The organism is Acidothermus cellulolyticus 11B (assembly GCF_000015025.1).
Taxonomy (GTDB): domain Bacteria; phylum Actinomycetota; class Actinomycetes; order Acidothermales; family Acidothermaceae; genus Acidothermus; species Acidothermus cellulolyticus.
On record NC_008578.1, the window covers coordinates 363,675 to 384,438 of the forward strand.

Annotated in this window: 20 protein-coding genes; 15 read left to right on the forward strand and 5 right to left on the reverse strand. The window is 67.3% G+C overall.

The window, feature by feature from the left end:
• Window positions 1-111: 111 nt before the first annotated feature.
• The 3 genes from ACEL_RS01825 to ACEL_RS01835 are packed head-to-tail and all read right to left on the reverse strand — an operon-like array spanning window position 112 to window position 3,121.
• Window positions 112-1,125, reverse strand: a complete 1,014-nt coding sequence (locus ACEL_RS01825; protein WP_011719189.1) for an ABC transporter permease — start codon at window positions 1,123-1,125, stop codon at window positions 112-114.
• Window positions 1,122-2,030 carry an ATP-binding cassette domain-containing protein gene (locus tag ACEL_RS01830; protein ID WP_011719190.1) on the reverse strand — a complete coding sequence of 303 codons (909 nt, stop codon included), beginning with the start codon at window positions 2,028-2,030 and terminating at the stop codon, window positions 1,122-1,124. Before ACEL_RS01830 ends, ACEL_RS01825 begins: the two co-directional genes overlap by 4 nt.
• 17 nt (window positions 2,031-2,047) lie before the next feature.
• A complete protein-coding gene (locus ACEL_RS01835; protein WP_011719191.1) occupies window positions 2,048-3,121 on the reverse strand; it encodes a sugar ABC transporter substrate-binding protein in 1,074 nt (357 codons plus the stop codon).
• 651 nt (window positions 3,122-3,772) lie between these two features.
• Here ACEL_RS01835 and alr point away from each other — a divergent pair.
• The 13 genes from alr (at window position 3,773) to ACEL_RS01900 (ending at window position 16,050) form a co-directional block, all read left to right on the forward strand.
• A complete protein-coding gene (alr, locus tag ACEL_RS01840; protein WP_011719192.1) occupies window positions 3,773-4,990 on the forward strand; it encodes an alanine racemase in 1,218 nt (405 codons plus the stop codon).
• An 8-nt stretch (window positions 4,991-4,998) separates the two neighbouring features.
• Window positions 4,999-5,676: a uracil-DNA glycosylase gene (locus ACEL_RS01845; RefSeq protein WP_011719193.1), complete on the forward strand. Its 678-nt coding sequence runs from the start codon at window positions 4,999-5,001 to the stop codon at window positions 5,674-5,676.
• Window positions 5,670-6,209 (forward strand): tRNA (adenosine(37)-N6)-threonylcarbamoyltransferase complex ATPase subunit type 1 TsaE, encoded by a 540-nt coding sequence (gene tsaE / locus ACEL_RS01850; protein ID WP_011719194.1) that lies wholly within the window; start codon window positions 5,670-5,672, stop codon window positions 6,207-6,209. Before ACEL_RS01845 ends, tsaE begins: the two co-directional genes overlap by 7 nt.
• A 232-nt stretch (window positions 6,210-6,441) precedes the next feature.
• On the forward strand, window positions 6,442-7,092 hold the full coding sequence (tsaB, locus tag ACEL_RS01855; protein WP_011719195.1) for a tRNA (adenosine(37)-N6)-threonylcarbamoyltransferase complex dimerization subunit type 1 TsaB: 651 nt from the start codon (window positions 6,442-6,444) through the stop codon (window positions 7,090-7,092).
• Between the two features lie 4 nt (window positions 7,093-7,096).
• On the forward strand, window positions 7,097-7,648 hold the full coding sequence (gene rimI, locus ACEL_RS01860; protein ID WP_011719196.1) for a ribosomal protein S18-alanine N-acetyltransferase: 552 nt from the start codon (window positions 7,097-7,099) through the stop codon (window positions 7,646-7,648).
• 107 nt (window positions 7,649-7,755) lie between these two features.
• Entirely contained in the window at window positions 7,756-8,787 is a 1,032-nt protein-coding gene (gene tsaD, locus ACEL_RS01865; RefSeq protein WP_011719197.1) for a tRNA (adenosine(37)-N6)-threonylcarbamoyltransferase complex transferase subunit TsaD, read from the forward strand.
• A 28-nt stretch (window positions 8,788-8,815) separates the two neighbouring features.
• Window positions 8,816-9,094: an antibiotic biosynthesis monooxygenase family protein gene (locus tag ACEL_RS01870; protein WP_041834869.1), complete on the forward strand. Its 279-nt coding sequence runs from the start codon at window positions 8,816-8,818 to the stop codon at window positions 9,092-9,094.
• 218 nt (window positions 9,095-9,312) lie between these two features.
• Window positions 9,313-9,621 (forward strand): co-chaperone GroES, encoded by a 309-nt coding sequence (gene groES, locus ACEL_RS01875; protein ID WP_011719199.1) that lies wholly within the window; start codon window positions 9,313-9,315, stop codon window positions 9,619-9,621.
• 89 nt (window positions 9,622-9,710) lie between these two features.
• Window positions 9,711-11,336 (forward strand): chaperonin GroEL, encoded by a 1,626-nt coding sequence (groL, locus tag ACEL_RS01880; protein ID WP_011719200.1) that lies wholly within the window; start codon window positions 9,711-9,713, stop codon window positions 11,334-11,336.
• Between the two features lie 94 nt (window positions 11,337-11,430).
• Window positions 11,431-12,393 (forward strand): hypothetical protein, encoded by a 963-nt coding sequence (locus ACEL_RS11310; protein WP_011719201.1) that lies wholly within the window; start codon window positions 11,431-11,433, stop codon window positions 12,391-12,393.
• Window positions 12,394-12,579: 186 nt separating this feature from the next.
• The gene (locus tag ACEL_RS01890) at window positions 12,580-13,188 is read left to right on the forward strand and encodes a response regulator transcription factor (RefSeq protein ID WP_041834870.1); all 609 of its coding nucleotides are present in this window, start codon (window positions 12,580-12,582) and stop codon (window positions 13,186-13,188) included.
• Between the two features lie 262 nt (window positions 13,189-13,450).
• Window positions 13,451-14,929, forward strand: a complete 1,479-nt coding sequence (gene guaB / locus ACEL_RS01895) for an IMP dehydrogenase (protein ID WP_041835231.1) — start codon at window positions 13,451-13,453, stop codon at window positions 14,927-14,929.
• An 11-nt stretch (window positions 14,930-14,940) separates the two neighbouring features.
• The gene (locus tag ACEL_RS01900; protein ID WP_011719204.1) at window positions 14,941-16,050 is read left to right on the forward strand and encodes a GuaB3 family IMP dehydrogenase-related protein; all 1,110 of its coding nucleotides are present in this window, start codon (window positions 14,941-14,943) and stop codon (window positions 16,048-16,050) included.
• A 129-nt stretch (window positions 16,051-16,179) separates the two neighbouring features.
• On the opposite strand, the gene murA is transcribed toward ACEL_RS01900, so the two are convergent.
• Window positions 16,180-17,478, reverse strand: coding sequence for a UDP-N-acetylglucosamine 1-carboxyvinyltransferase (gene murA, locus ACEL_RS01905; protein ID WP_011719205.1), 1,299 nt, complete (start codon window positions 17,476-17,478; stop codon window positions 16,180-16,182).
• A gap of 62 nt (window positions 17,479-17,540) precedes the next feature.
• Between murA and ACEL_RS01910 the strand changes: the two genes are divergently transcribed.
• Window positions 17,541-18,557 carry a Gfo/Idh/MocA family protein gene (locus ACEL_RS01910; RefSeq protein ID WP_011719206.1) on the forward strand — a complete coding sequence of 339 codons (1,017 nt, stop codon included), beginning with the start codon at window positions 17,541-17,543 and terminating at the stop codon, window positions 18,555-18,557.
• Here ACEL_RS01910 and ACEL_RS01915 read toward each other — a convergent pair.
• Entirely contained in the window at window positions 18,554-18,886 is a 333-nt protein-coding gene (locus ACEL_RS01915; protein WP_011719207.1) for a chorismate mutase, read from the reverse strand. The genes ACEL_RS01910 and ACEL_RS01915 overlap by 4 nt on opposite strands.
• Before the next feature lie 232 nt (window positions 18,887-19,118).
• Here ACEL_RS01915 and guaA point away from each other — a divergent pair, with 232 nt between their 5' ends.
• Window positions 19,119-20,687 (forward strand): glutamine-hydrolyzing GMP synthase, encoded by a 1,569-nt coding sequence (gene guaA / locus ACEL_RS01920; RefSeq protein WP_011719208.1) that lies wholly within the window; start codon window positions 19,119-19,121, stop codon window positions 20,685-20,687.
• Window positions 20,688-20,764: the final 77 nt, after the last annotated feature.

Here is a 20,764-nt window from a genome sequence, read left to right on the forward strand (position 1 = left end):
GCCGCCGTCGCGGTCGCCGGCGCGACCGAGACCTGTGCCTTCACCGCCTCGACGGAGTGGCCGCCGTTACCGCCCCGACGGGGTGGCCGCGGTCGCCGGTGGCCTTGTCGGCTAGTGGGAAAATCTCCGTTGCAGAACCGCGTGGATGGTGATGGCGGCGGTGATGATGCACCCGTAAAGAAGTTGGGAGTAGAACTCCTCCAATCCGACGGCGACGATTCCTGCCTCGATGCCGCCGATGAGAAATGCTCCGATGAACGTTCCCCAGACCGTCCCGCGGCCGCCGAAGACGGATGTTCCGCCGACGAAGACAGCGGCAAGGGCGGGCAGCAAGTACCCGTCGCCTTGACCCGGGTAGAAGTTCAGCACGGCGAAGCTGTTCATGGCGCCGGCGAACGCCGCCGCAAGACCGGTCAGCAAGAAGAGAATCATCCGGGTCCGGGCGATCGGCACGCCCATCAGCGCAGCCGCTTGGCTGTTGTCGCCGATGACGTGCGCATTGTGGCCGAGGCGATGGCGATACAGCAGGATCCAGCACACGACGGCCAGCACCGCGAACCAGACGAACTGCATGGGAATCCCGAGGAAGCGGCCGACGAGCAGCCGGGATGCCACCGTCCCGCTGGTTTCGGTGAGCGTGTAGCTCTTGCCGTTGACGAGGACGAGAGTCAGCCCTCGGTAGAGAAACTGCGTGCCGATCGTCAAGACGAGTGCTGGAATTCCGAATACTGTCACGAAGACGCCGTTGATGAGTCCGGCGGCGGCGCCGATCGCCAGCGCGGTGAGCAGGCCGAGCGTGACGTTTCCGGTCGTATGCTCAACGGCGACATACCCGACCATGCCCAGTGCGAAGACAGCCGGGAAAGACAGGTCGATGTCTCCCGCGATGATGAGCATGGTGAGGGCCAATGCGGTGATGCCGAAGTACGGCACGGTCTGCGCATAGGACACATAAATTCGGGACCCGAGAAAAGTCGCCGGCGCGAGCACCGTGAAGACGAGCCAGACGACCGCAAAGGCGGCCGTGATACCAAGCTGCGAAGACCAGGCGGTCGCCCATCGGCGTACGTTCCAACCGCTCCGCCGACCGGTCACCGGTGGTCGTTCGCGTACCAACGTCGTCACGCAGCACCTCCGTCATCAGATTGGCGCGTTGGCTCAATGAAGCGGCCGGTAGCCGCGACTTCGCGCATGATTGCGGTGAGTTCCGCAAGGGAGTATCGCGAAGTCGGAAAGTCACCAACGACCGTGCCTCGGTCCAGCAGCACGATGCGATCGGCAACGGAATACACGTGAAAGATGTTGTGGTCGATGAAAATTGCCGACTTGCCGGCGTCGCGGATGCTCCGGACGAACATGAGGCACTTTTCCGTCTCACTCAACGACAAACCCATCGTCGGCTCATCGAGAATGATCAGGTCGGCATCAAAATGCAGCGCGCGGATGATGGCAAGTCCTTGACGCTCGCCGCCGGACAGGCCGGTCACCGGCGTATCCGGCGTGAGGATCGCCGACGTGAATCCCATGGATTCGCGCATCAAGGACGCCGTCGTCCGCCGCATCGCCCGTACATTCAGGAGGCCGGCGAATCGGGTAAGCGGGCGCGCCATGAAGACGTTCCGCCACAGCGACTGCTGTTCGGCAAGAGCCCGTTCCTGGTAGACCGCCTCGATGCCGAGCGCTCGCGCCCGCTGCACGGTGAGGTTGTGAATGCGCTCACCTCTGAAGACGATCTCACCGCTGTCGGGTTGGTGATATCCGGTGATTATCTTGATGAGGGTGGACTTTCCCGCGCCGTTGTCCCCGACCAGCCCGATGACTTCCGCGGCGTGCAGCCGGAGACTGACATCGCGCAGGGCGTGTATTCCAGCGAAGGATTTTGCGATGTGGCGGAGCTCGAGGACAACGGCGCGGTCATGTGCGCTGTCTGAGGGTGTAGCCGGCCGGAGAGCGTGGAGCTCCCCGGCCGGCCCCTTTTCGGAGGCATGTGCCGCTGTACCGTTTGCGGCGTCTGCAGGGTGTCGCGTCATCTCAGTCGTCTTCTACCTCAGCGGATCTGCTTGTCGACCAGTGGAGCGAGTTTATCGATGTTCGACTTGTCATCAAAGCCTGCGCCGGTGTCAATGCGCAATCCGCTGAAGCCGTACACGTGGGAGAGACACAACTGCAGAATTCCGAAGTATCCCTGCAGCCATTCCTGTTGATCAATGACGAGGCTGATGTATCCGTCCTGGATGCCCTTGACGGTCGCCGGCGACATGTCGAAGCCCGCGGCGAAGACCGATCCGGGCTTGAGGTTGGCCGCCTTCATGTAGGTCGGGATTGTGGCGGTCAGGTTGCCGTGGTCAATGAAAATGGCTTTGACGTCGGGGTGCTTGGACACGTAACCGGTGAAGATGGAGACACCGGCTGCCGGGTCCTTGTTGGTCGCATCGTTGATTTCCAGGTAGTCAACGGTGAGGCCGGCTTTCTTCAACGTGTCGACAATTCCCTTGGTCCGCTCCCCGCGGCCGGGTTGCGACAGGAGACCCCAGACGAAGACCCGGTCGCCCGCCTTTAGATTCCCGCGCTTGATGGCCTCCGAAGCGAGCGAGGCGCCTGCCTGGTAGAGCACCGCACCGACATAGCCCATGCCCTGTGACTGGTATTTCGCTTCGGCCTGCGGCAATTCGGTGTTCATCACCGTCACGGTGATGCCCTGCGCCTCGGCTTGGTCGATGAGCGGGTCGAAGGCCGCATCACCGGGGTGTCCCATGATGGCGATACCGTCGGGATGCGTGGCCATTGCCTGCTTGAATTGGGTAATCATCTTGTTCGGATCCCAATCGGACCATTCATACGTGACCGACGGACCCAGTGCGGCTGCGGCGGCCTTCGCGCCGTTGTAGACGACGGTCTCAAACGGTCCGCCGGGAGTTCCGCCCGGGAAGAAGACGATCTTCATGCCCTTGCAGAACTGGGCGCCCGTCGGCACGGCACCGGCGGCCGTTTCCGTTGCCGGCGCACTCGTGCTCTGCTTCTGCGGCGTCTGACTCTTGCTGCTGCAGCCCGCCGCGACCAGCGGGACGATCGCGAGCAATGCGAGTCTTCGCCAGGTGAGGATGCGTGTCGTGCTTCCCATACGATTGCCTCCCACTTCTCGGTCGGATGCTTTGACGGGCGCCACCGCTTCGGCGGTCATCGAAGGGGTGCGCCGTTCTGGGCAAGGCGTTATGCACCCGCGCGATGCGCGGGCGTGGATGCAGAGTCTGGATTGCGCAGGCTTACCTCCTCGTGGCCAAGGCGTGTGCCGGTGGGTGTCGTCGATCCGGGCTCCGGACTGCATCCGGCGAGCCGCCGCACGCCACGCAGCGAACAGTGATGCGCCTGATGGGGCACATGCACCCGCGGCGTGTCGTCAACGTTCTGCGCACGGTCTCCTCGGCGCTCGCCTGGTCGACGTACGGCGTGAGCTATCGGTGGTGACACTGTTATACGCCATTATGCGAGCGCTAACAAGAACGGTGGATGTTTCAATTTGGCATACCCAGGGCATGTCTCCACGCCACTCGATGGTCGATTGTCCGAACTCGAAGCGAGAAGTCGATCACATGCTGTGAACGCTAACATCACTCTCCGCTGGTCGGTGCCGGTGAGGGCCGGCGGGCGACGACACCGGCGGAGGGGACAAACGGCCGCACGAGCCGCATGACGAGGCGGCCGCCCCGCACGGCTCCGGAATCAGTTGTCGCGTGCGCGTGCCGGCGACCCCTGGTGTCCCTAGACTTGCGCCGTGACAGTTTCCGGTGCGCGCGGCTCCCCGGCCTGGGCGGCCGAGGAACTGGCCGGCCCGGAGCTGGGCGTCGCGCGGGCGAGCCGCGCCCAGGCCGTCGTGGATCTCGGTGCGATCCGGGAGAACGTGCGCCGGCTGCGCGCCGTCACCGGCGTCGACGTCATGGCCGTCGTCAAGGCGGACGGGTACGGGCACGGCCTGCTGCCCGCGGCCCGGGCCGCCGTGCGCGGAGGGGCCAGCTGGCTCGGCGTCGCATTCGTCGAAGAGGCGCTGGCTCTGCGGATGGCCGGAATTGACGTCCCGATCCTCTGTCTGCTTGCCGCGCCGGGCGAGCGGTTCGCGGAGGCGATCGCCGCAGATGTCGATCTTGCCGTCTCCGCGGAGTGGGCGCTCTCCGAGGTCTGCCGCGCGGCCACGACGGCGGGCCGTACCGCGCGCATTCACCTGGAGGTTGACACCGGCCTGTCCCGCGGCGGCGCGACACCCGCGGAGTGGCCGGATCTCCTGGCGGCGACGGCTCAAGCGCGTGCGGCTGGTCTCGTGGAGGTTGTCGGAATCTGGTCACATCTCGTTCACGGCGACAATCCGGAGCATGCCGACACGACCGTGCAAGTCGAGCGGTTCGACGAGGCTCTCGCGGTTGCCGAACGCTTCGGCATCCGTCCCGCCGTCCGGCACCTCGCGAATTCCGGCGGCGCCTTGCTCGCGCCGCGGACCCGTTACGACTTGGTCCGTCCCGGCATCGCGGTGTACGGCTTGTCGCCGGCGCCGGCGCTGGTGTCTGCTGGTGAGCTGGGGCTGCGCCCGGCGATGCACCTGCGGGCGCAGGTCGCGCTGGTCAAGGAATTGCCTGCCGGTGAAGGAATTTCCTACGGCCACCGGTATCGCACGTTGCGTCCGACCCGCGTGGCGCTGATTCCGCTCGGGTACGCCGACGGCATTCCGCGGCAGGCCACCAATGTCGCTCCGGTCTGGTTTCCCGCCGTCGGCCGGCGCACCATCAGCGGCACCGTCTGCATGGATCAGTTTGTCGTCGACGTCGGTCCCGATGCGCCGGTCGCGGCGGGCGATGACGTCGTCATTTTTGGCCCCGGCGACGACGGAGAGCCGACCGCCGACGAGTGGGCGTCGGCCGTCGGCACCATTTCCTACGAGATCGTCAGTCGCATCGGCGCCCGGGTTCCGCGGGTGTATCGGGACGACGACACCGCCGGGTGAATTCCGTCATGTCACCGATGTCACGGACGGCGGCGGACGACGCCTGGGATCAGCTAGCCGCGCAAATCCGGAGGTGCCGCCGGTGCGCGGAGCTTGCCGCGAACCGGCGCCACGTCGTTGTCGGCGTCCGCCCTGCTGTGGCGCGCCCGGTCGTCTTGGTCGGTGAAGCACCCGGTGCTGAGGAGGACCGCACCGGACTTCCGTTCGTCGGCCGGGCGGGCCGGCTCTTGGACGAGCTCCTCGTCGACGCCGGCCTGCCACGGGCGACGGTTGCGATCGTCAATGTGCTCAAATGCCGCCCGCCCGGCAATCGAGTACCGAACAGGGTTGAGATCGCCGCCTGCCGGCCATGGCTGGAGGCCCAGCTTGCGCTGCTCGATCCCGGTGTCGTTGTCGCGCTGGGCGGTACCGCGGTGGCCTGGTTCTTCGAGCGGCCGGTCACGCTCGCGCAGGTGCGCGGCCGGGTGCACGAATTGCGGGGCTGGCGGGTCGTGCCGACCTACCATCCGTCGGCCGCCCTCCGCTTCGGACCGACCGGGGCTCCGCGGACCGCGTTGCTGCAGGATCTGGCCTTGGCCGCCGCGGTCGCTGGACATCGCCGGGACACGGACGCCGGGCCCGGCGCCGTCCCCTACGACGGCGACCGTGGCGACGAGGCTGAGATGGGGAACGGAACGCTATGGTGATCGACATCCGGGAGCTTGACGCCGACGTCGAGATCGTCGTACCGACTGCGGCGGACATGCGCGACCTAGGACGGCGGCTCGCCTCGGTGCTGCGCCGCGGTGACCTCGTCGTCCTGACCGGCCCGTTGGGTTCGGGGAAGACGACCTTCGTCCAGGGTCTGGGAGCCGGGCTCGGCGTCCGCGGAGAGATCACCTCTCCCACGTTTGTGATCGCGCGGGTTCACCCGTCCCTGACCGACGGCCCCGCCTTGGTGCACGCCGACGCCTACCGGCTCGGCGGCCGACTGGAGGTCGACGATCTCGATTTGGACGCCTCCCTTGCGGATGCGGTGACCGTCGTCGAATGGGGTGAGGGGCTGGTTGAGGGGCTCGCTGAGGATCGGCTCCGGGTCGTCATCGAACGCGACGACGGCACGAACCCCGATCCCACGCGGGTCGCCGATGAACCGCGCCGGGTGCGGGTCTTCGGTGAGGGTCCCCGCTGGCAGGGCGTGACCCTGGCCGCCGCCTTGCGCAACGCCGACTCCCGCTGATGGCGGCGATCCCGCCGCAACCCCGCCACCCGCTGAGGGCGGCGATCCCGCCGCAACGCCGGCGCCGCCCGACGCCACCGCCGGCGCTGCGCCCATCGGCGCCGATCCCGCGTCGCGTACACCAACGGCACCCTGCCGTCCGGACTGTGGGGGCATGCGGCGCTGACCCACCGGCCGCCCGGCGGCCTGTTGGGCGGACCGTGCCGGTGGCGCGACTGGATAGGCTCGTGGCGTGCTTCTTGCGCTCGATACCTCGACACCAGCGATTACCGTCGCCGTTCACGACGGCACGGATGTCCGGGCCGCCTTGACGACCGTCGACCGCATGCGGCACGGCGAGCTGCTCGGACCGACGATCGCCAAGGTGCTCGCCGAAGCCGGTGGCACGCCTGCGGACCTGACCCGCATCGTCGTCGGCACCGGTCCCGGGCCGTTCACCGGACTCCGGGTGGGTCTGGTGACCGCGCGGGCCCTTAGCGATGCGCTCGGCATTCCGGTGGACGGCGTGTGCAGCCTTGACATTCTCGCCGCCGCGGTCATTGCCGAACGAGCGCCGGGTGAACCATTTCTCGTCGCCACCGACGCCCGGCGCAAGGAGGTGTACTGGGCGACGTATCAGCCGGTCGAGCCGATAACCCGGTTGGATGGGCCGCACGTCACAAAACCGGCCGACATTGCATGGACGGGTCCGGCCTTCGGTGCCGGTGCCCTGCAATATTCCGGGGAATTTCCGCAGGCCGGCGCCCCGGAATTTCCCGACGCAGCCGTCCTCGCGGCCGCGGTCGTCCGTGGCGTGGTGCCAGTGCGTCCGGCTGAGCCGCAATATCTGCGCCGGCCGGACGCCGTGCCGCCGGGTCCGCGCAAGCCGGTTCTCCAGGGGTGACCGCGTGGCCGTGACGACGGATCTCTCCGTTCTCTCCGTGTCGATCGTGCCGATGCGCTGGTGGCACGTCGAGGCGGTTCTTGCCATTGAGCGTGAGGTTTTCGCCGACGAGCCGTGGACGTCGACCATGTTCTGGTCCGAGCTCGCTGAGTGGGAGACCCGTTCGTACGTTGTGGCGTTGACCGAACACGTCCCCGGTGACGCCGGAGAGGTCGTCGGCTACGCCGGGCTCTGCGTGTATCCCGACGAGGCCTTCGTCCAGACCCTCGCGGTCCGGCCGGACCACCGGCGCCGGGGAATCGGCGCCCGGCTGCTGCAACGGCTCATTGCCGAAGCGGCACGCCGCGGCGCGCCGACGCTGAGCCTGGAGGTTCGCGCCGACAATGCCGTCGCTCAGCATTTGTATGAATCGCATGGATTCCGCCGCTGCGGAATTCGCAAAGGGTATTACGCCTTCGGTACGGTCGATGCGGTCGTGATGTCGCGCGTCCTGCGCGCAACCGACGTACCCGACGGCACGCAGGCGGATGGCGCCTCGCCGGCGGCTCCTGCGTAAGGAAAACGGCCGCACGTGCAGACGAGGGACACCACACACACGCAGGCAAGAAACCCGCACAGACAAGGGAAATTCAGCAATTCGGCGGAAAAGGCGGAGGGATATTCGTGACGGACGAACCGTTGGTCCTGGGCATCGAGACGTCATGCGACGAAACGGGGGTCGGTGTCGTTCGCGGCCGTACCCTGCTCGCCAACGAAATTGCCTCCAGCGTCGATCTTCACGCCCGCTTCGGCGGCGTCGTCCCGGAGGTGGCGAGTCGGGCGCATCTGGAGGCATTGGTGCCGACGATGCACCGGGCGCTGGAGAAAGCCGGCCTCCGGCTCGCTGACGTCGACGCGATCGCGGTGACCGCGGGACCCGGGCTCGCCGGCACCCTGCTCGTCGGCGTGGCGGCCGCCAAAGCGTATGCCCTGGCTCTCGGCAAGCCGCTGTTCGGCGTCAACCACCTGGCGGCGCACGTTGCCGTCGACATCCTGGAGCATGGTCCGTTGCCGCGTCCATGCGTCGCGCTCTTGGTCTCCGGTGGCCACTCGTCGCTGCTGCTGGTCGAGGACGTGACCGGTACGGTGCGGCCGCTTGGTTCGACGGTGGACGACGCGGCCGGGGAGGCGTTCGACAAGGTAGCGCGCGTCCTTGGCCTGCCGTTTCCCGGCGGGCCGCCGATCGACCGCGCCGCACAAGAAGGGGATCCGCAGTTCGTGGCGTTCCCCCGGGGCAAGGCCGACGACGGCACCTTCGATTTTTCGTTTGCCGGCTTGAAGACCGCGGTGGCCCGATGGGTGGAGAAGCGGGAGCGCGACGGTGAGCCGGTGCCGGTGGCCGATGTCGCTGCGGCGTTTCAAGAGGCGGTGGCGGACGTCCTGACGGCGAAGGCGGTCGCAGCGTGCCGGACGTACGGGGTCGGGGATCTCCTCATCGGCGGTGGGGTCGCGGCAAATTCACGGCTCCGGTCGCTCGCGGCCGAGCGGTGCGAGGCGGCGGGCATTCGTCTTCGGGTCCCGCGGCCGGGGCTCTGCACGGACAATGGCGCGATGGTCGCGGCGCTTGGTGCATGCTTGATCAAAGCGGGGCGGACGCCGTCCGAGCCGGAGTTTCCGGCCGACTCCTCGCTCCCGATCACTGAGGTTCTCGTGTGATCGGACCTTCGGCCCGGGAGGTGCGGGTGTGATCGCACGGATGTGGGAGGCACGGATTCATCGCGGCCAGCTCGACGAATTCTGCGTCTGGGTGCGGGATGCGGCCTGGCCGCAGTACCGGGCGGCGCCGGGTTTCTGCGGCGGGGAGTTGTACCGCTCCGACGAGCAGAGTCGTGCCGTCGTCGTGAGCCGCTGGACCGACGCGGACGCGCTGGCGGACGGGAACAATTGGTTTGATCTTGGCGCCGAGCGGTTCTGTGCTGGGGATGCGAAGGCGTGGGAGTTCACCGTCGTCCCGGTGGAGTGAGCCGTGCGGGCCGCGACGGTTCCCGTCGGCCGCCGTCCGCTGGCACTCTCCTTGACGGAGTGCTAACGGCCGCATAGGCTCGATGCTGGCACTCTCGACCCGAGGGTGCCAACAGGCGGTACGGACCTTCGGGCTGGCACCCGCGACGGCAGGCCGGGGTCGGCGACCGCTAGGTAGTGCTTTTCGTTCCCGACGAGAAGGAGGAGGGGAGTCACGCCGTGACGACCGCCACCAGTACCCGGGTTGCTATTCGTCCCTTGGAGGACCGGATCCTCGTCAAGCCTGTCGAAGCGGAGACCACGACTGCGTCGGGTCTGGTCATTCCGGACACGGCGAAGGAGAAGCCGCAGGAGGGCGTCGTGCTGGCCGTCGGCCCGGGGCGTTACGAAGACGGCAAGCGGATTCCGCTCGATGTCAAGGAAGGCGACCGCGTCCTGTACAGCAAGTACGGCGGCACTGAGGTGAAGTACAACAACGAGGAGTACCTCGTCCTGTCCGCCCGCGACGTGCTGGCCGTCATCGAGTAACCCATAACCAGATTCACATTTCCGGTGCCGCCGCCCCGACGTGCCGACGTCGGGGCGGTCGGCTGCCGCTGGGAAGGATGTGACGGACGATGCCGAAATTGCTCTATTACGCCGAGGATGCGCGCGGTGCGCTTCAGCGGGGCGTCGACCACCTCGCTGACACGGTGAAGGTGACCCTCGGCCCGAAGGGCCGCAACGTCGTACTTGCAACGTCCGGCAACAAGGTGACCATCACCAACGACGGGGTGACCATCGCCCGGGAGATCGAGCTCGACGAACGGGACGAGAATCTCGGCGCCCAGCTGGTCAAAGAGGTTGCCACGAAGACCAACGATGTTGCCGGTGACGGGACGACGACCGCCACCGTGCTCGCGCAGGCGATGGTGCGGGAAGGCCTGCGCAACGTTGCGGCCGGGGCGAATCCGCTGGCGTTGAAGCGGGGAATTGATGCCGCGGTCACGGCCATCTCGGATCGGCTGTTGGCGCAGGCCCGCGAGGTCGCTACGAAGGACGAAATCGCCAACGTCGCCACGATCTCCGCGCAGGACCCGGCCGTCGGCGCGGTGATCGCCGATGCCTTCGACAAGGTCGGCAAAGACGGTGTCATCACCGTCGAGGAGTCCAACACCATGGGACTGGAGCTCGAATTCGTCGAAGGGCTGCAATTCGACAAGGGCTACATTTCGCCGTACTTCATCACCGATCCTGAGCGGATGGAAGCCGTCCTGGACAATCCGTACATCCTTCTGCACGAAGGAAAAATCAGCAACGCCATGGATTTCGTCCCGCTGCTGGAGAAAGTCGTGCAAGCGGGCCGGCCGCTCCTGGTGATCGCCGAGGATGTCGAGGGTGACGCGCTGGCGACCCTGGTCGTGAACAAGATTCGGGGAACGTTCTCCTCGGTGGCGGTCAAGGCGCCCGGATTCGGCGACCGCCGGAAGGCGATGCTCGGTGACATGGCGGTCCTCACCGGTGCGCAGGTGGTCTCGCCGGAGGTCGGGCTCAAACTCGACGAGGTCGGCCTGGAGGTCTTGGGCACGGCCCGTCGGGTCCGGGTGACGCGTGACGACACCACGATCGTCGAAGGCGGCGGGTCCGCCGAGGCGATTCAAGACCGGATCCGTCAGATCCGCGCCCAGATCGACCAGACCGACTCGGACTGGGATCGCGAGAAATTGCAGGAGCGGTTGGCCAAACTGGCCGGCGGTGTCGCGGTGATCCGGGTTGGTGCGGCGACCGAGGTTGAGCTGAAAGAGAAGAAGCACCGGCTGGAGGACGCCGTCTCAGCGACCCGAGCTGCGATCGAGGAAGGCATCGTCGCGGGCGGTGGGTCCGCACTGTTGCACGCGTCCAGCGCTCTTGACTCCCTGGAACTCACCGGCGACGAGGCGGTGGGTGCATCGATCGTGCGCAAAGCCGCGGCCGAACCGCTGCGCTGGATTGCCGAGAACGCCGGATTCGAGGGGTACGTCGTCTGCAGCCGTGTCCGCGATCTTCCCGTCGGGCATGGCTTTGACGCGCAGACCGGCGAGTACACCGACCTCGTCGCCCGAGGGATCATCGACCCGGTCAAGGTGACCAGGTCGGCGCTCACCAATGCCGCCTCCGTGGTCGGCTTGCTGCTCACGACTGAAGCGATCGTGGTCGACAAGCCGGAGGAGAAGCCCGAATCCGCTGGCCATAACCACGGCCACGGGCATCATCACCCGCACTGAGCAGCTCAGGCTCCCGGCCGCGGCCGCCGAGACATCTCCCGAGGACGTCGTTGACGTCCTCGGGAGATGTCTCGGCGGCACGGGAGGTTGATCGTTGGAGCAAGGGACAGCCGTCCCAGCGGCCGCGGCGGTACCGCTTGCAACCCTGCTCGCCCGTGGCGAGCGGGCCACGTTCCACGGACCGCCCGGCAATGCGATCCCTCCCCTGGAGCGGGCAATCGAGGTCGCCCGATCCGAGGCGCGGGAGGCGGAAGCGACCGCGGCGAGCTGGCTGTTGGGGGTCGCCTACACCGCACTGGGCCGGTTCGGAACCGCCTTCGCCGTCCTCGATCCCATCACGGCTCCGCTGTACGCGGCGGTCTCCGGCGAGGAGACCGCCCCGGAGCAGTGCCTCTTCGGTTCGTTGGCCGCGGCGAGTATCGCGAGCGGGTACCGGCAGCTCGGCCAGCACGCGACCGCGCGGGAGTTCGACGCCCTCGGGCTCACCGCCGCCGGAGCGCTGCCGGGCCTCGACGAGGCGATTTTCGATTGCCGGCTGGGCCTGGCGTGTGACGCGATCGGGCTTGGGGAGCTGGAAACCGCCCGGCGTGAGCTTGCCGTCGTAACCGACCTTGTCGAGGCACATCCGGACTGGTGGCGCCAGCGCGTGCGGCTCGATTGGGCTCGCGCCGAGCTCGCTCTCTGCGAGGAGGACGCCGGAGCGGCGGCCGAGGCGGCAAGCGAAGCAGTTGATCGAGCCGAGCAGGCCCGGGCGCCGCGGCACGTGGCCAAGGGGCTGCTGTTTCTCGGCGTCGCGCAGGCGCAGGCCGGCGCCGCCGAGGCGGAGGCGACGTTGCGCCGGGCCGCGATGCTTGCCGAGCAGCTCGGCACGCTGCCGCTCGTCTGGCTGCCCCGGGCGTTGCTCGGCGCGATGACGGCGGAGACCGATCCGGCGGCCGCCGCGTCGCATCTGCAGGCGGCCCGGTCCGCCGTCTTGGCGATTGCGGCGGACCTCCCCGAGAAGTTGCGGGAAAGCTGGCTTGCCCGGCCGGAAGTCGACGCGCTCCTTACGGCGTGAGGCGCGCCGGCCTGCTCCGGGCGGCTCAGGCAGGCCGTGAAAACCGGGACGAACAGGCCGAGTCGGCATTAGCCTTATCGGGCAGCCCAAAATGGCCTCGACTCGCTCATGATCTGCAAATGCGGTGCCGATGATTCGGACGATGAGACTTCCCAGCCGAGATGTCCGGCAGACAGGCGGCAGCCCGTGACCACCGTGCTCATTGCCGACCACCACGAGCGGCTTCGCAACACACTGCGGCGGTATGTCGCCGCAGTCCCCGGCATTGACCGGGTGGCGATGGCGGGGAACAGCGCCGAGACCTTCTTTCGGTACACGATTGAACGACCGTCCGTGGTTTTCCTCGACATCGATCTGCCGGAACTCGGCGGACCGCAGACCGCCCGCGAACTCGTCTCCGCCCATCCGGACGCGAACGTCGTGATGCTGGCCGATCGGCCGGATCACGAACGTCTCGCAGAGGCGATGGCCGGCGGCGCCCGCGGTTACCTCACCCGCAATGTGTCCGTTGAGGAACTCTGTGCCGCCCTCGCCCATGTCGTCGTCGACACCCGGATGCGGAAGATGGCGAACGGTGATCCGCCGCCGCCGCTCATCGACGTCCCGCTGACGGAGCGGGAGCGGCAGGTGCTGGACGGGATGAGCCGCGGCATGAGCAATTACGAAATCGGGCGGGAGCTGTTCTTGTCGGAGGACACGATCAAAACACATGCCCGCCGGCTGTTCCGTAAGCTCGGCGCCACCGACCGGGCCCAGGCGGTCGCATTGGGAATTCGCGCCGGCTTGGTGCGCTGACCGCACCCGTTGCGGCAGGAGCCGACCTTCGCCTGGTCCCGTCCCCGCCACACACGGTGCGCTGACCGCACCCGTTGCGGGACGGGTCGACCCGTGGAGCAGGACCGCACGACTTCGGCACCGAAGCCGCCCCACTGACTCCGATAGCATGGCGTCATCTGCTCGTCCGTCGATCGTGCAGAGGTGACCGTTGTCGCCGCAGGTTCCTGATGCCGCTGACGGCCCCGAATCGGTATTCACCGACTCGACACCGTCCGGCGGACTGCCGGCAAAATTCGCCGCGCTCGGTTTGACGTTTGACGACGTGCTCTTGCTGCCGGCGGCCTCCGCGGTGCTGCCTGCGGAGGCTGACACGACGACCCGAGTGACCCGGAACATCTCGCTGCGCATCCCGTTGCTCTCCTCGGCGATGGACACGGTGACCGAGGCGCGGATGGCGATCGCGATGGCCCGGCAAGGCGGCTTGGGCGTGCTGCACCGCAACCTCTCGATCGAGGAGCAGGCCGGGCAGGTCGATCTCGTGAAGCGTTCCGAAGCGGGCATGGTGACCAACCCGGTCACCTGCGGCCCGGACGATTCCATCGCCGACGTGGAGCGGCTGTGCGCCCGTTATCACATTTCCGGCGTACCCGTTGTCGATCCCCGGGGTGTCCTGCTCGGCATCGTGACCAACCGGGACATGCGCTTTGAGACCGATCCCACTCGTCCGGTCCGCGACGTCATGACGCCGATGCCGTTGGTGACCGCACCGGTCGGTGTCGATGACACGACGGCGTTGGAGCTGCTGCGGCGGAACAAGGTCGAGAAATTACCGCTGATCGACGACAACGGGGTCCTGCGCGGCCTCATCACCGTCAAAGATTTCACCAAGCGGGACCAATTCCCGTTGGCGTCGAAGGATTCGGCCGGACGGCTCCTCGTCGCGGCCGCGGTCGGAACTGGAGAGGACGGCTACAAGCGGGCGCGGACCCTCGTCGACGCCGGGGTCGACGTCCTGGTCGTGGACACCGCGCACGGGCACGCCCGAGCCGTCCTGGAGATGGTCGCGCGGCTCAAGCGGGACACCCCGGTCGACGTCATCGGCGGCAACGTGGCAACCGCAGAGGGCGCTCGGGCACTGGTCGAAGCGGGCGCGGACGGCGTCAAGGTCGGTGTCGGTCCCGGGTCGATCTGCACCACCCGCGTGGTGACCGGCGTGGGGGTGCCGCAGGTCACCGCGATCGACGCCGCGGCGCAGGTCTGCCGGCCGGCCGGCGTCCCGGTCATCGCCGACGGCGGATTGCAGTATTCCGGGGACATCGCCAAGGCCATTGCGGTCGGCGCGGACGCGGTGATGCTCGGCAGTCTGCTCGCCGGCGTGGAGGAATCCCCCGGGGAGCTGGTCTTCATCAACGGCAAGCAGTACAAAACGTACCGCGGCATGGGCTCCCTCGGCGCGATGCAATCCCGCGGCCAGGGCCGTTCCTACTCCCGAGATCGTTATTTCCAGGACGACGCGCTCGCCGATGAGAAACTGGTGCCGGAAGGAATCGAAGGACAGGTTCCGTACCGCGGCCCGCTCGCCGGCGTCGTTCACCAGTTGATCGGAGGGTTGCGGGCGGCGATGGGGTACTGCGGCGCGCCCACCATTGCCGCGCTGCAGCAGGCGAAACTCATTCGCATCACCCCCGCGGGATTGAAGGAATCGCATCCGCACGATGTGCTGATGACGGTCGAAGCCCCGAATTATTACGGTCGGTGATTGAGGCGTCGATGACGGAAGTGTCCATCGGCCTGGGCAAGAGCGCCCGTGTCGGCTACGGTTTCGACGCCATCTCCATCGTGCCGTCCCGTCGCACCCGCGATCCCGACCAGGTGTCGGTGGCATGGCAGATTGACGCGTACCGTTTCGAAGCCCCCATTCTCTCCAGCGCGATGGATTCCGTGGCGTCCCCGCAGACCGTCGTCGAAATCGGGCGGCTTGGCGGGCTTGGCGTCCTTGACCTCGAGGGACTGTGGACGCGGTACGAGGATCCGGAGCCGCTGTACGCCGAAATCGCTGAGCTTCCGGATGACCGCGTGCTCGACCGCATCCGGGAGATCTACGCCGAGCCGATCAAAGAGGACCTCATCAAGGAACGGATTCGTCAAATTCGTGAGGCGGGCGTCGTAGCGGCCGGCGCCCTCTCCCCGCAGCGCACCGCCGAGTTTTACAAAGCGGTTCTCGAGGCGGGGGTGGATATTTTCGTCATCCGGGGGACCACGGTCTCCGCCGAGCACGTCTCCCAGCGGGTCGAACCGCTGAATCTCAAGAAATTCATCTACGAGCTCGACGTACCCGTGATTGTGGGCGGCTCGTACACCTACCAGGCCGCGCTTCACCTCATGCGCACCGGCGCCGCGGGAATCCTTGTCGGAGTCGGCGGCGGGGCAGCGCACACCACGCGGAGCGTGCTCGGCATCGGCGTCCCGATGGCGACGGTGGTCGCGGATGCAGCCGCGGCCCGCCGGGATTACCTCGATGAGTCGGGCGGACGGTACGTCCATGTCATCGCGGACGGCGCGATGCGGACCGGTGGCGACATTGCGAAGGCGATCGCGTGCGGCGCGGATGCGGTGATGATTGGACTTCCGCTGGCCCGCGCGACCGAGGCGCCGGGGCGCGGTTGGCACTGGGGTGCCGAGGTGCGCCACCCGGAATTACCCCGCGGCGTACGGTTCTGGGCCGGGACGGTCGGCAGTTTACGGGAAATTTTTTATGGACCGGCACGTGACGCCGAGGGAACGACGAACCTGGTCGGCGCGTTGCGCAAAGCGCTGGCAACGTGCGGGTATTCCGACCTGAAGGAATTCCAGCGCGTCGAAGTCGTCGTGACGCGCTGACCGCGCGCACGAGGGGCCGCCGGCTGCGGCCGGCGGGCTGGCGGTTACACCGGGCCGACCAGCGCGTGCGGCCGCCGGCGGCTGCGCACGCGGCCGTCGTCCGGTGCACATCCACCGGAGCGCGGTTGCTTACTCCGCACGCAGGTGCAGCCCCAGAGCCCGCAGATTCTCTTCCGGCCGGTGGTATCCGCGCCGCAGATGATGGACGCCGGTGAGGACCGTCGTCCCCTCGGCAATCGCGGCGGCGATGACGCTGGAGAATCCCGCACGGACGTCAGGGATTTCCACCCGGGTGCCGTGCAATTTCGAGACACCGCGGACCACCGCTGAATGCACCGCGTCGGTGTCGTGGAAACGGCAGGCGGGGCCGCCGAGACACGTGGCGAAGAGTTCGATTTCCGCGCCCATTGCTTGCAGCGCAGGCACATAGACGAGCCGGTCCTCGTACACCGTCTCATGCAGCACCGACATCCCGCGCGCCTGGGTGAAGAGCATCATGAGCGGTGTCTGCCAATCCGTCATGAAACCGGGATGGGTGTCGGTCTGGACGGCGGCGGGACGTAATCCCTCCGGCGCGGTCGCCGTGATGCCGTAATCGTCGATGTCGACACGGGCGCCCATCCGCTGCAAGGTGGTTATCGCCGTCACGAGGCGTTCCTGCGGACATCCAATGACCCGGACGTCACCTTTGGTCAAAAGACCCGCGACCAGGTAACTGAATGCCTCGTTCCGGTCGCCGGCCAGGCGCGCACGCGCGCCGTGCACCGCAGGAACGCCTTCGATGACGACGCGCCGGTCCGGCCAGAATTCAATGCGGGCTCCCATGCGCTGGAGGAACAACGCCAGGTCGACGACTTCCGGCTCGGTTGCCGCATTGGTCAGTACGGTCTTGCCTTTCGCCAGCGTCGCGGTGAGCAACACTGATTCGGTTGCGCCGACGCTGGGATACGGCAGGTGAATGCGTGCGCCGGTCAGACGGGTGGCTTTCGCGAAAATGCCGTCATCGCTGACCTCGACGTCCGCACCGAAAGCGCGCAACGCGGCGACGTGAAAATCCACCGGCCGGCTCCCGATGCGATCGCCGCCGACCTTCGGGACGAACGCCTCACCGGCCCGGTGGAGGAGCGGACCGAGCAGCAGCACCGGAATGCGATTGAGCCCACTGAACGACAACGGGACATGGGGATTGACCTCACGGCTCGGCACGACGGTGACGCGGTCGTCCTCCACGAGCACCTCGGCTCCGACGGCGCGCAGAATGTCAGTGGTGATCGTCACATCGCCGACGTCCGGAACGTTGTCGATAACGCTTGGCTCATCCGCCAGCAGGGCGGCCACCATGTGTTTGGTGACGGCGTTCTTCGACCCACGGAGGACGACGTCGCCGCGGAGCGGGCCGCTCGGTTCGATGACCCAGGTGTCGGCCATGGGAGCATGGTAGTGGCGAAAGGCCGGCGGCGGTGCCGGCGGGCGACAACGAAGGTGGTGGGATGACGACCAAGTGGGGAATCCTGGGGACCGGCTGGATTGCAGAGAAATTCGCCGCTGACGTCGCCCTGCTCCCGGACGCGCAGGTGGTCGCGGTGGGGTCGCGGACCTTGCATCGGGCGCAGGAGTTCGCCGAGCGGTTTGGCATCCCGCACCGGCACGAGAGCTATCAGGCACTGGTCGCCGACGCGGACGTCGACGCGGTATACGTCGCCACGCCGCATCCTTTGCACGCCACGAATGCGCTCCTTGCGATCGAGGCCGGCAAGGCGGTCTTAGTGGAGAAGCCGTTCACCGTCGACGCCGATCAGGCGCGGCGTGTCGTTGATGCGGCCCGCCGTCGGGGGGTGTTTGTCATGGAGGCCATGTGGACGCGGTTTCTGCCGCACATGGTGAAAATCCGGGAATTGGTGACCGCCGGCCGGCTCGGCGAGATTCGCTCCGTCACTGCGGATCACGGGCAGTGGTTTCCGCGGGATCCGCGGCATCGACTCTTTGCGCCGGAACTCGGCGGGGGTGCGTTGCTGGATCTGGGGGTGTACGTCGTCTCGCTGGCCTCTCACCTCTTCGGCCCGCCGGACGAGGTCATCGCGACGAGCGCACCGGCGTTCACCGGCGTCGATGCGCAAACCGCCGTGATTCTCCGCTACTCGGGTGGCCGGATGGCGGTGCTCTTCACCACCGTGGAGACGCGCACCGCTACCTGGGCCAGCATCAACGGGGTCGATGCGCGGATCGAAATTCGTGGGCCCTTCTACGCTCCGGTGTCGTTTCGGCTGGTCACCCGCGACGGGGACGTCGAGGAGTTCGACCTCCCGCACGTCGGGCACGGGCTCTACTACGAGGCGGCCGAAGTGGGCCGCTGTCTACGGGCGGGTCTTACCGAGAGTCCGCTGATGCCGCTGACGGAGACGATCCAAATCATGGAGGTACTGGACGAGGTCCGTCGGCAGATCGGCTTGCGCTATCCGTGGGAATCGGCCGGCCGGGAGGCGGTGGACGCCGCCGCCGGCTCCTAGGCCCGGCCGCGGCTCAGTTCGAGGACGGCGAGCGCAAGCTGTCCGCCGCCGCGCCCGAGCCCTTCGACGTACGCATTGACGATCTGGAGCTCGCGGGAGTGCTCGAGCCGGCGCCCGGTGTGCGCCATCCGGATCGCCTGAATCTGCTTCGACAGGGCGATCCGCCGTTTGACGATCTCAATGATCTCAGCGTCGATCTCGTCAATCTTGGCGCGAAGGCGGGCGATGGCTTCGCTGATCTCGTCGGGGCTCAGCGCGTCGACGCTCACGACGTCGAGGTCGAGCGCCTCGGCGAGCGCTTCCCGGATGAGGTCCTCGGTGTTGTTCACGGCGGTGTCCTTCCTGGTCATCGCCCGGGTGGCGGCCCGGTGACGCCAAAACGCCCCGGGCCTTGAGCCCGGGGCGTCGGTGAGGTCTGCAGACGAGATCGACGGCTACCGGACTCTTCCGGAGCCATAAAAGTAGAAGGTCGACCGCGTCACGCCCTCCAGTGTGCCAACGGATCGCATCGGCGTCCAGTGGTGTCCAGTATGTGAGATCCGCGGTACGTAGGATCGGACCGTGACCGAATCGTCTGGACCGCGGCCGCGCCGGCCGGTTCTCGTCATCGATTTCGGCGCGCAGTACGCGCAGCTCATCGCCCGTCGGGTTCGGGAACTCGGCCACTACAGCGAAATCGTTCCGCATCACGCGGACGCAGCCGAAGTCGCGACCCGGGAGCCGCTCGCCCTCATCCTCTCCGGTGGGCCGGCGTCGGTCTATGAGCCCGGGGCACCCGCCCTCAATCCGAAGATCTTCGAACTTGGCGTGCCCGTCTTCGGCATCTGCTACGGCTTCCAGCTCATGGCGGCGACACTGGGCGGCTCGGTCGCGAACACCGGCGGCGCCGAATTTGGTGCGACGCCGCTGCGGGCCGCCGGTTCCAGCCGCCTCTTCGCCGGATTACCCGAGGAGCAGACCGTCTGGATGTCGCACCGCGACACGGTCTCCGCAGCACCGCCCGGTTTCCAGGTGGCCGCGGCGACCCCGAATACCCGGATCGCTGCATTTGAAAACCCTGAGCGCCGGATGGCCGGCGTGCAATTCCACCCCGAGGTGCGACACACCGAGTACGGCCAGGCGATCCTCCGGCGGTTCTTGCAGGATATCGCCGGGTTGAAGCCGGACTGGACGCCGTCGAATATCGTCTCCGAGCTGGTCACGGCAATTCGCGAACAAATCGGCGACGGATACGCGATATGCGGCCTGTCTGGTGGTGTCGATTCGGCGGTCGCGGCGGCGCTCGTCCAGCGGGCGATCGGTGACCGGCTCACGTGCGTCTTTGTCGACCACGGACTCCTGCGGGCCGGTGAGGCCGAGCAGGTCGAGCAGGATTTCGTTGCCGCCACGGGCGTGCGGCTGCATGTCGTGGACGCCGCCGACCGATTTCTCGCCGCCTTGTCCGGGGTGGTGGATCCGGAGGAGAAACGCCGCATCATCGGGCGGGAGTTCATCCGCGTCTTTGAGGCGGCCGCCCAGGACATCGCGGCCTCCGCTCCGGTGGAATTCCTTGTCCAGGGAACCTTGTATCCCGATGTCGTGGAATCCGGCGGCGGCGCCAATGCCGCCACCATCAAGTCACACCACAATGTCGGGGGTCTGCCGCCGGATCTTCGGTTTCGGCTCGTTGAGCCGCTGCGGACGCTTTTCAAGGACGAAGTGCGGGCGGTCGGTGCGGAGCTCGGGTTGCCGGAGTCGCTCGTCTGGCGTCAGCCGTTTCCCGGTCCCGGTCTCGCCGTCCGCATCATCGGGGAAGTGACCCGCGACCGGTTGTCGGTCCTGCGCCGCGCGGACGCCGTGGTCCGCGAGGAATTGACGGCCGCCGGGCTGGATCGGGCCATCTGGCAATGCCCGGTGGTGCTTCTCGCCGATGTGCGATCGGTCGGCGTCCAGGGCGACGGCCGCACGTACGGTCATCCGGTGGTGCTGCGGCCGGTCACCTCAGAGGATGCGATGACCGCCGATTGGGCGCGCATTCCGCACGACGTGCTCGCCCACATCTCGACCCGGCTCACCAACGAAATTCCCGAAATCAACCGGGTCGTGCTGGACATTACGAGCAAGCCGCCGGCGACCATCGAGTGGGAGTGACGCGCGGCGTTGTCTCCTGAGCGCGGGTTGCGCCTGTTCTCCCTGAGCACGGAATAGTGCCCGAAAACCCACAATTG

Excerpts from the sequence above, each read along its gene's own strand:
- ACEL_RS01900 (WP_011719204.1), top strand. The coding sequence starts at position 14,941 with ATGACGGAAGTGTCCATCGGCCTGGGCAAGAGCGCCCGTGTCGGCTAC.
- ACEL_RS01835 (WP_011719191.1), bottom strand. The coding sequence starts at position 3,121 with ATGGGAAGCACGACACGCATCCTCACCTGGCGAAGACTCGCATTGCTC.
- ACEL_RS01910 (WP_011719206.1), top strand. The coding sequence starts at position 17,541 with ATGACGACCAAGTGGGGAATCCTGGGGACCGGCTGGATTGCAGAGAAA.
- ACEL_RS01830 (WP_011719190.1), bottom strand. The coding sequence starts at position 2,030 with ATGACGCGACACCCTGCAGACGCCGCAAACGGTACAGCGGCACATGCC.
- murA (WP_011719205.1), bottom strand. The coding sequence starts at position 17,478 with ATGGCCGACACCTGGGTCATCGAACCGAGCGGCCCGCTCCGCGGCGAC.
- ACEL_RS01845 (WP_011719193.1), top strand. The coding sequence starts at position 4,999 with ATGTCACCGATGTCACGGACGGCGGCGGACGACGCCTGGGATCAGCTA.
- tsaE (WP_011719194.1), top strand. The coding sequence starts at position 5,670 with ATGGTGATCGACATCCGGGAGCTTGACGCCGACGTCGAGATCGTCGTA.
- groL (WP_011719200.1), top strand. The coding sequence starts at position 9,711 with ATGCCGAAATTGCTCTATTACGCCGAGGATGCGCGCGGTGCGCTTCAG.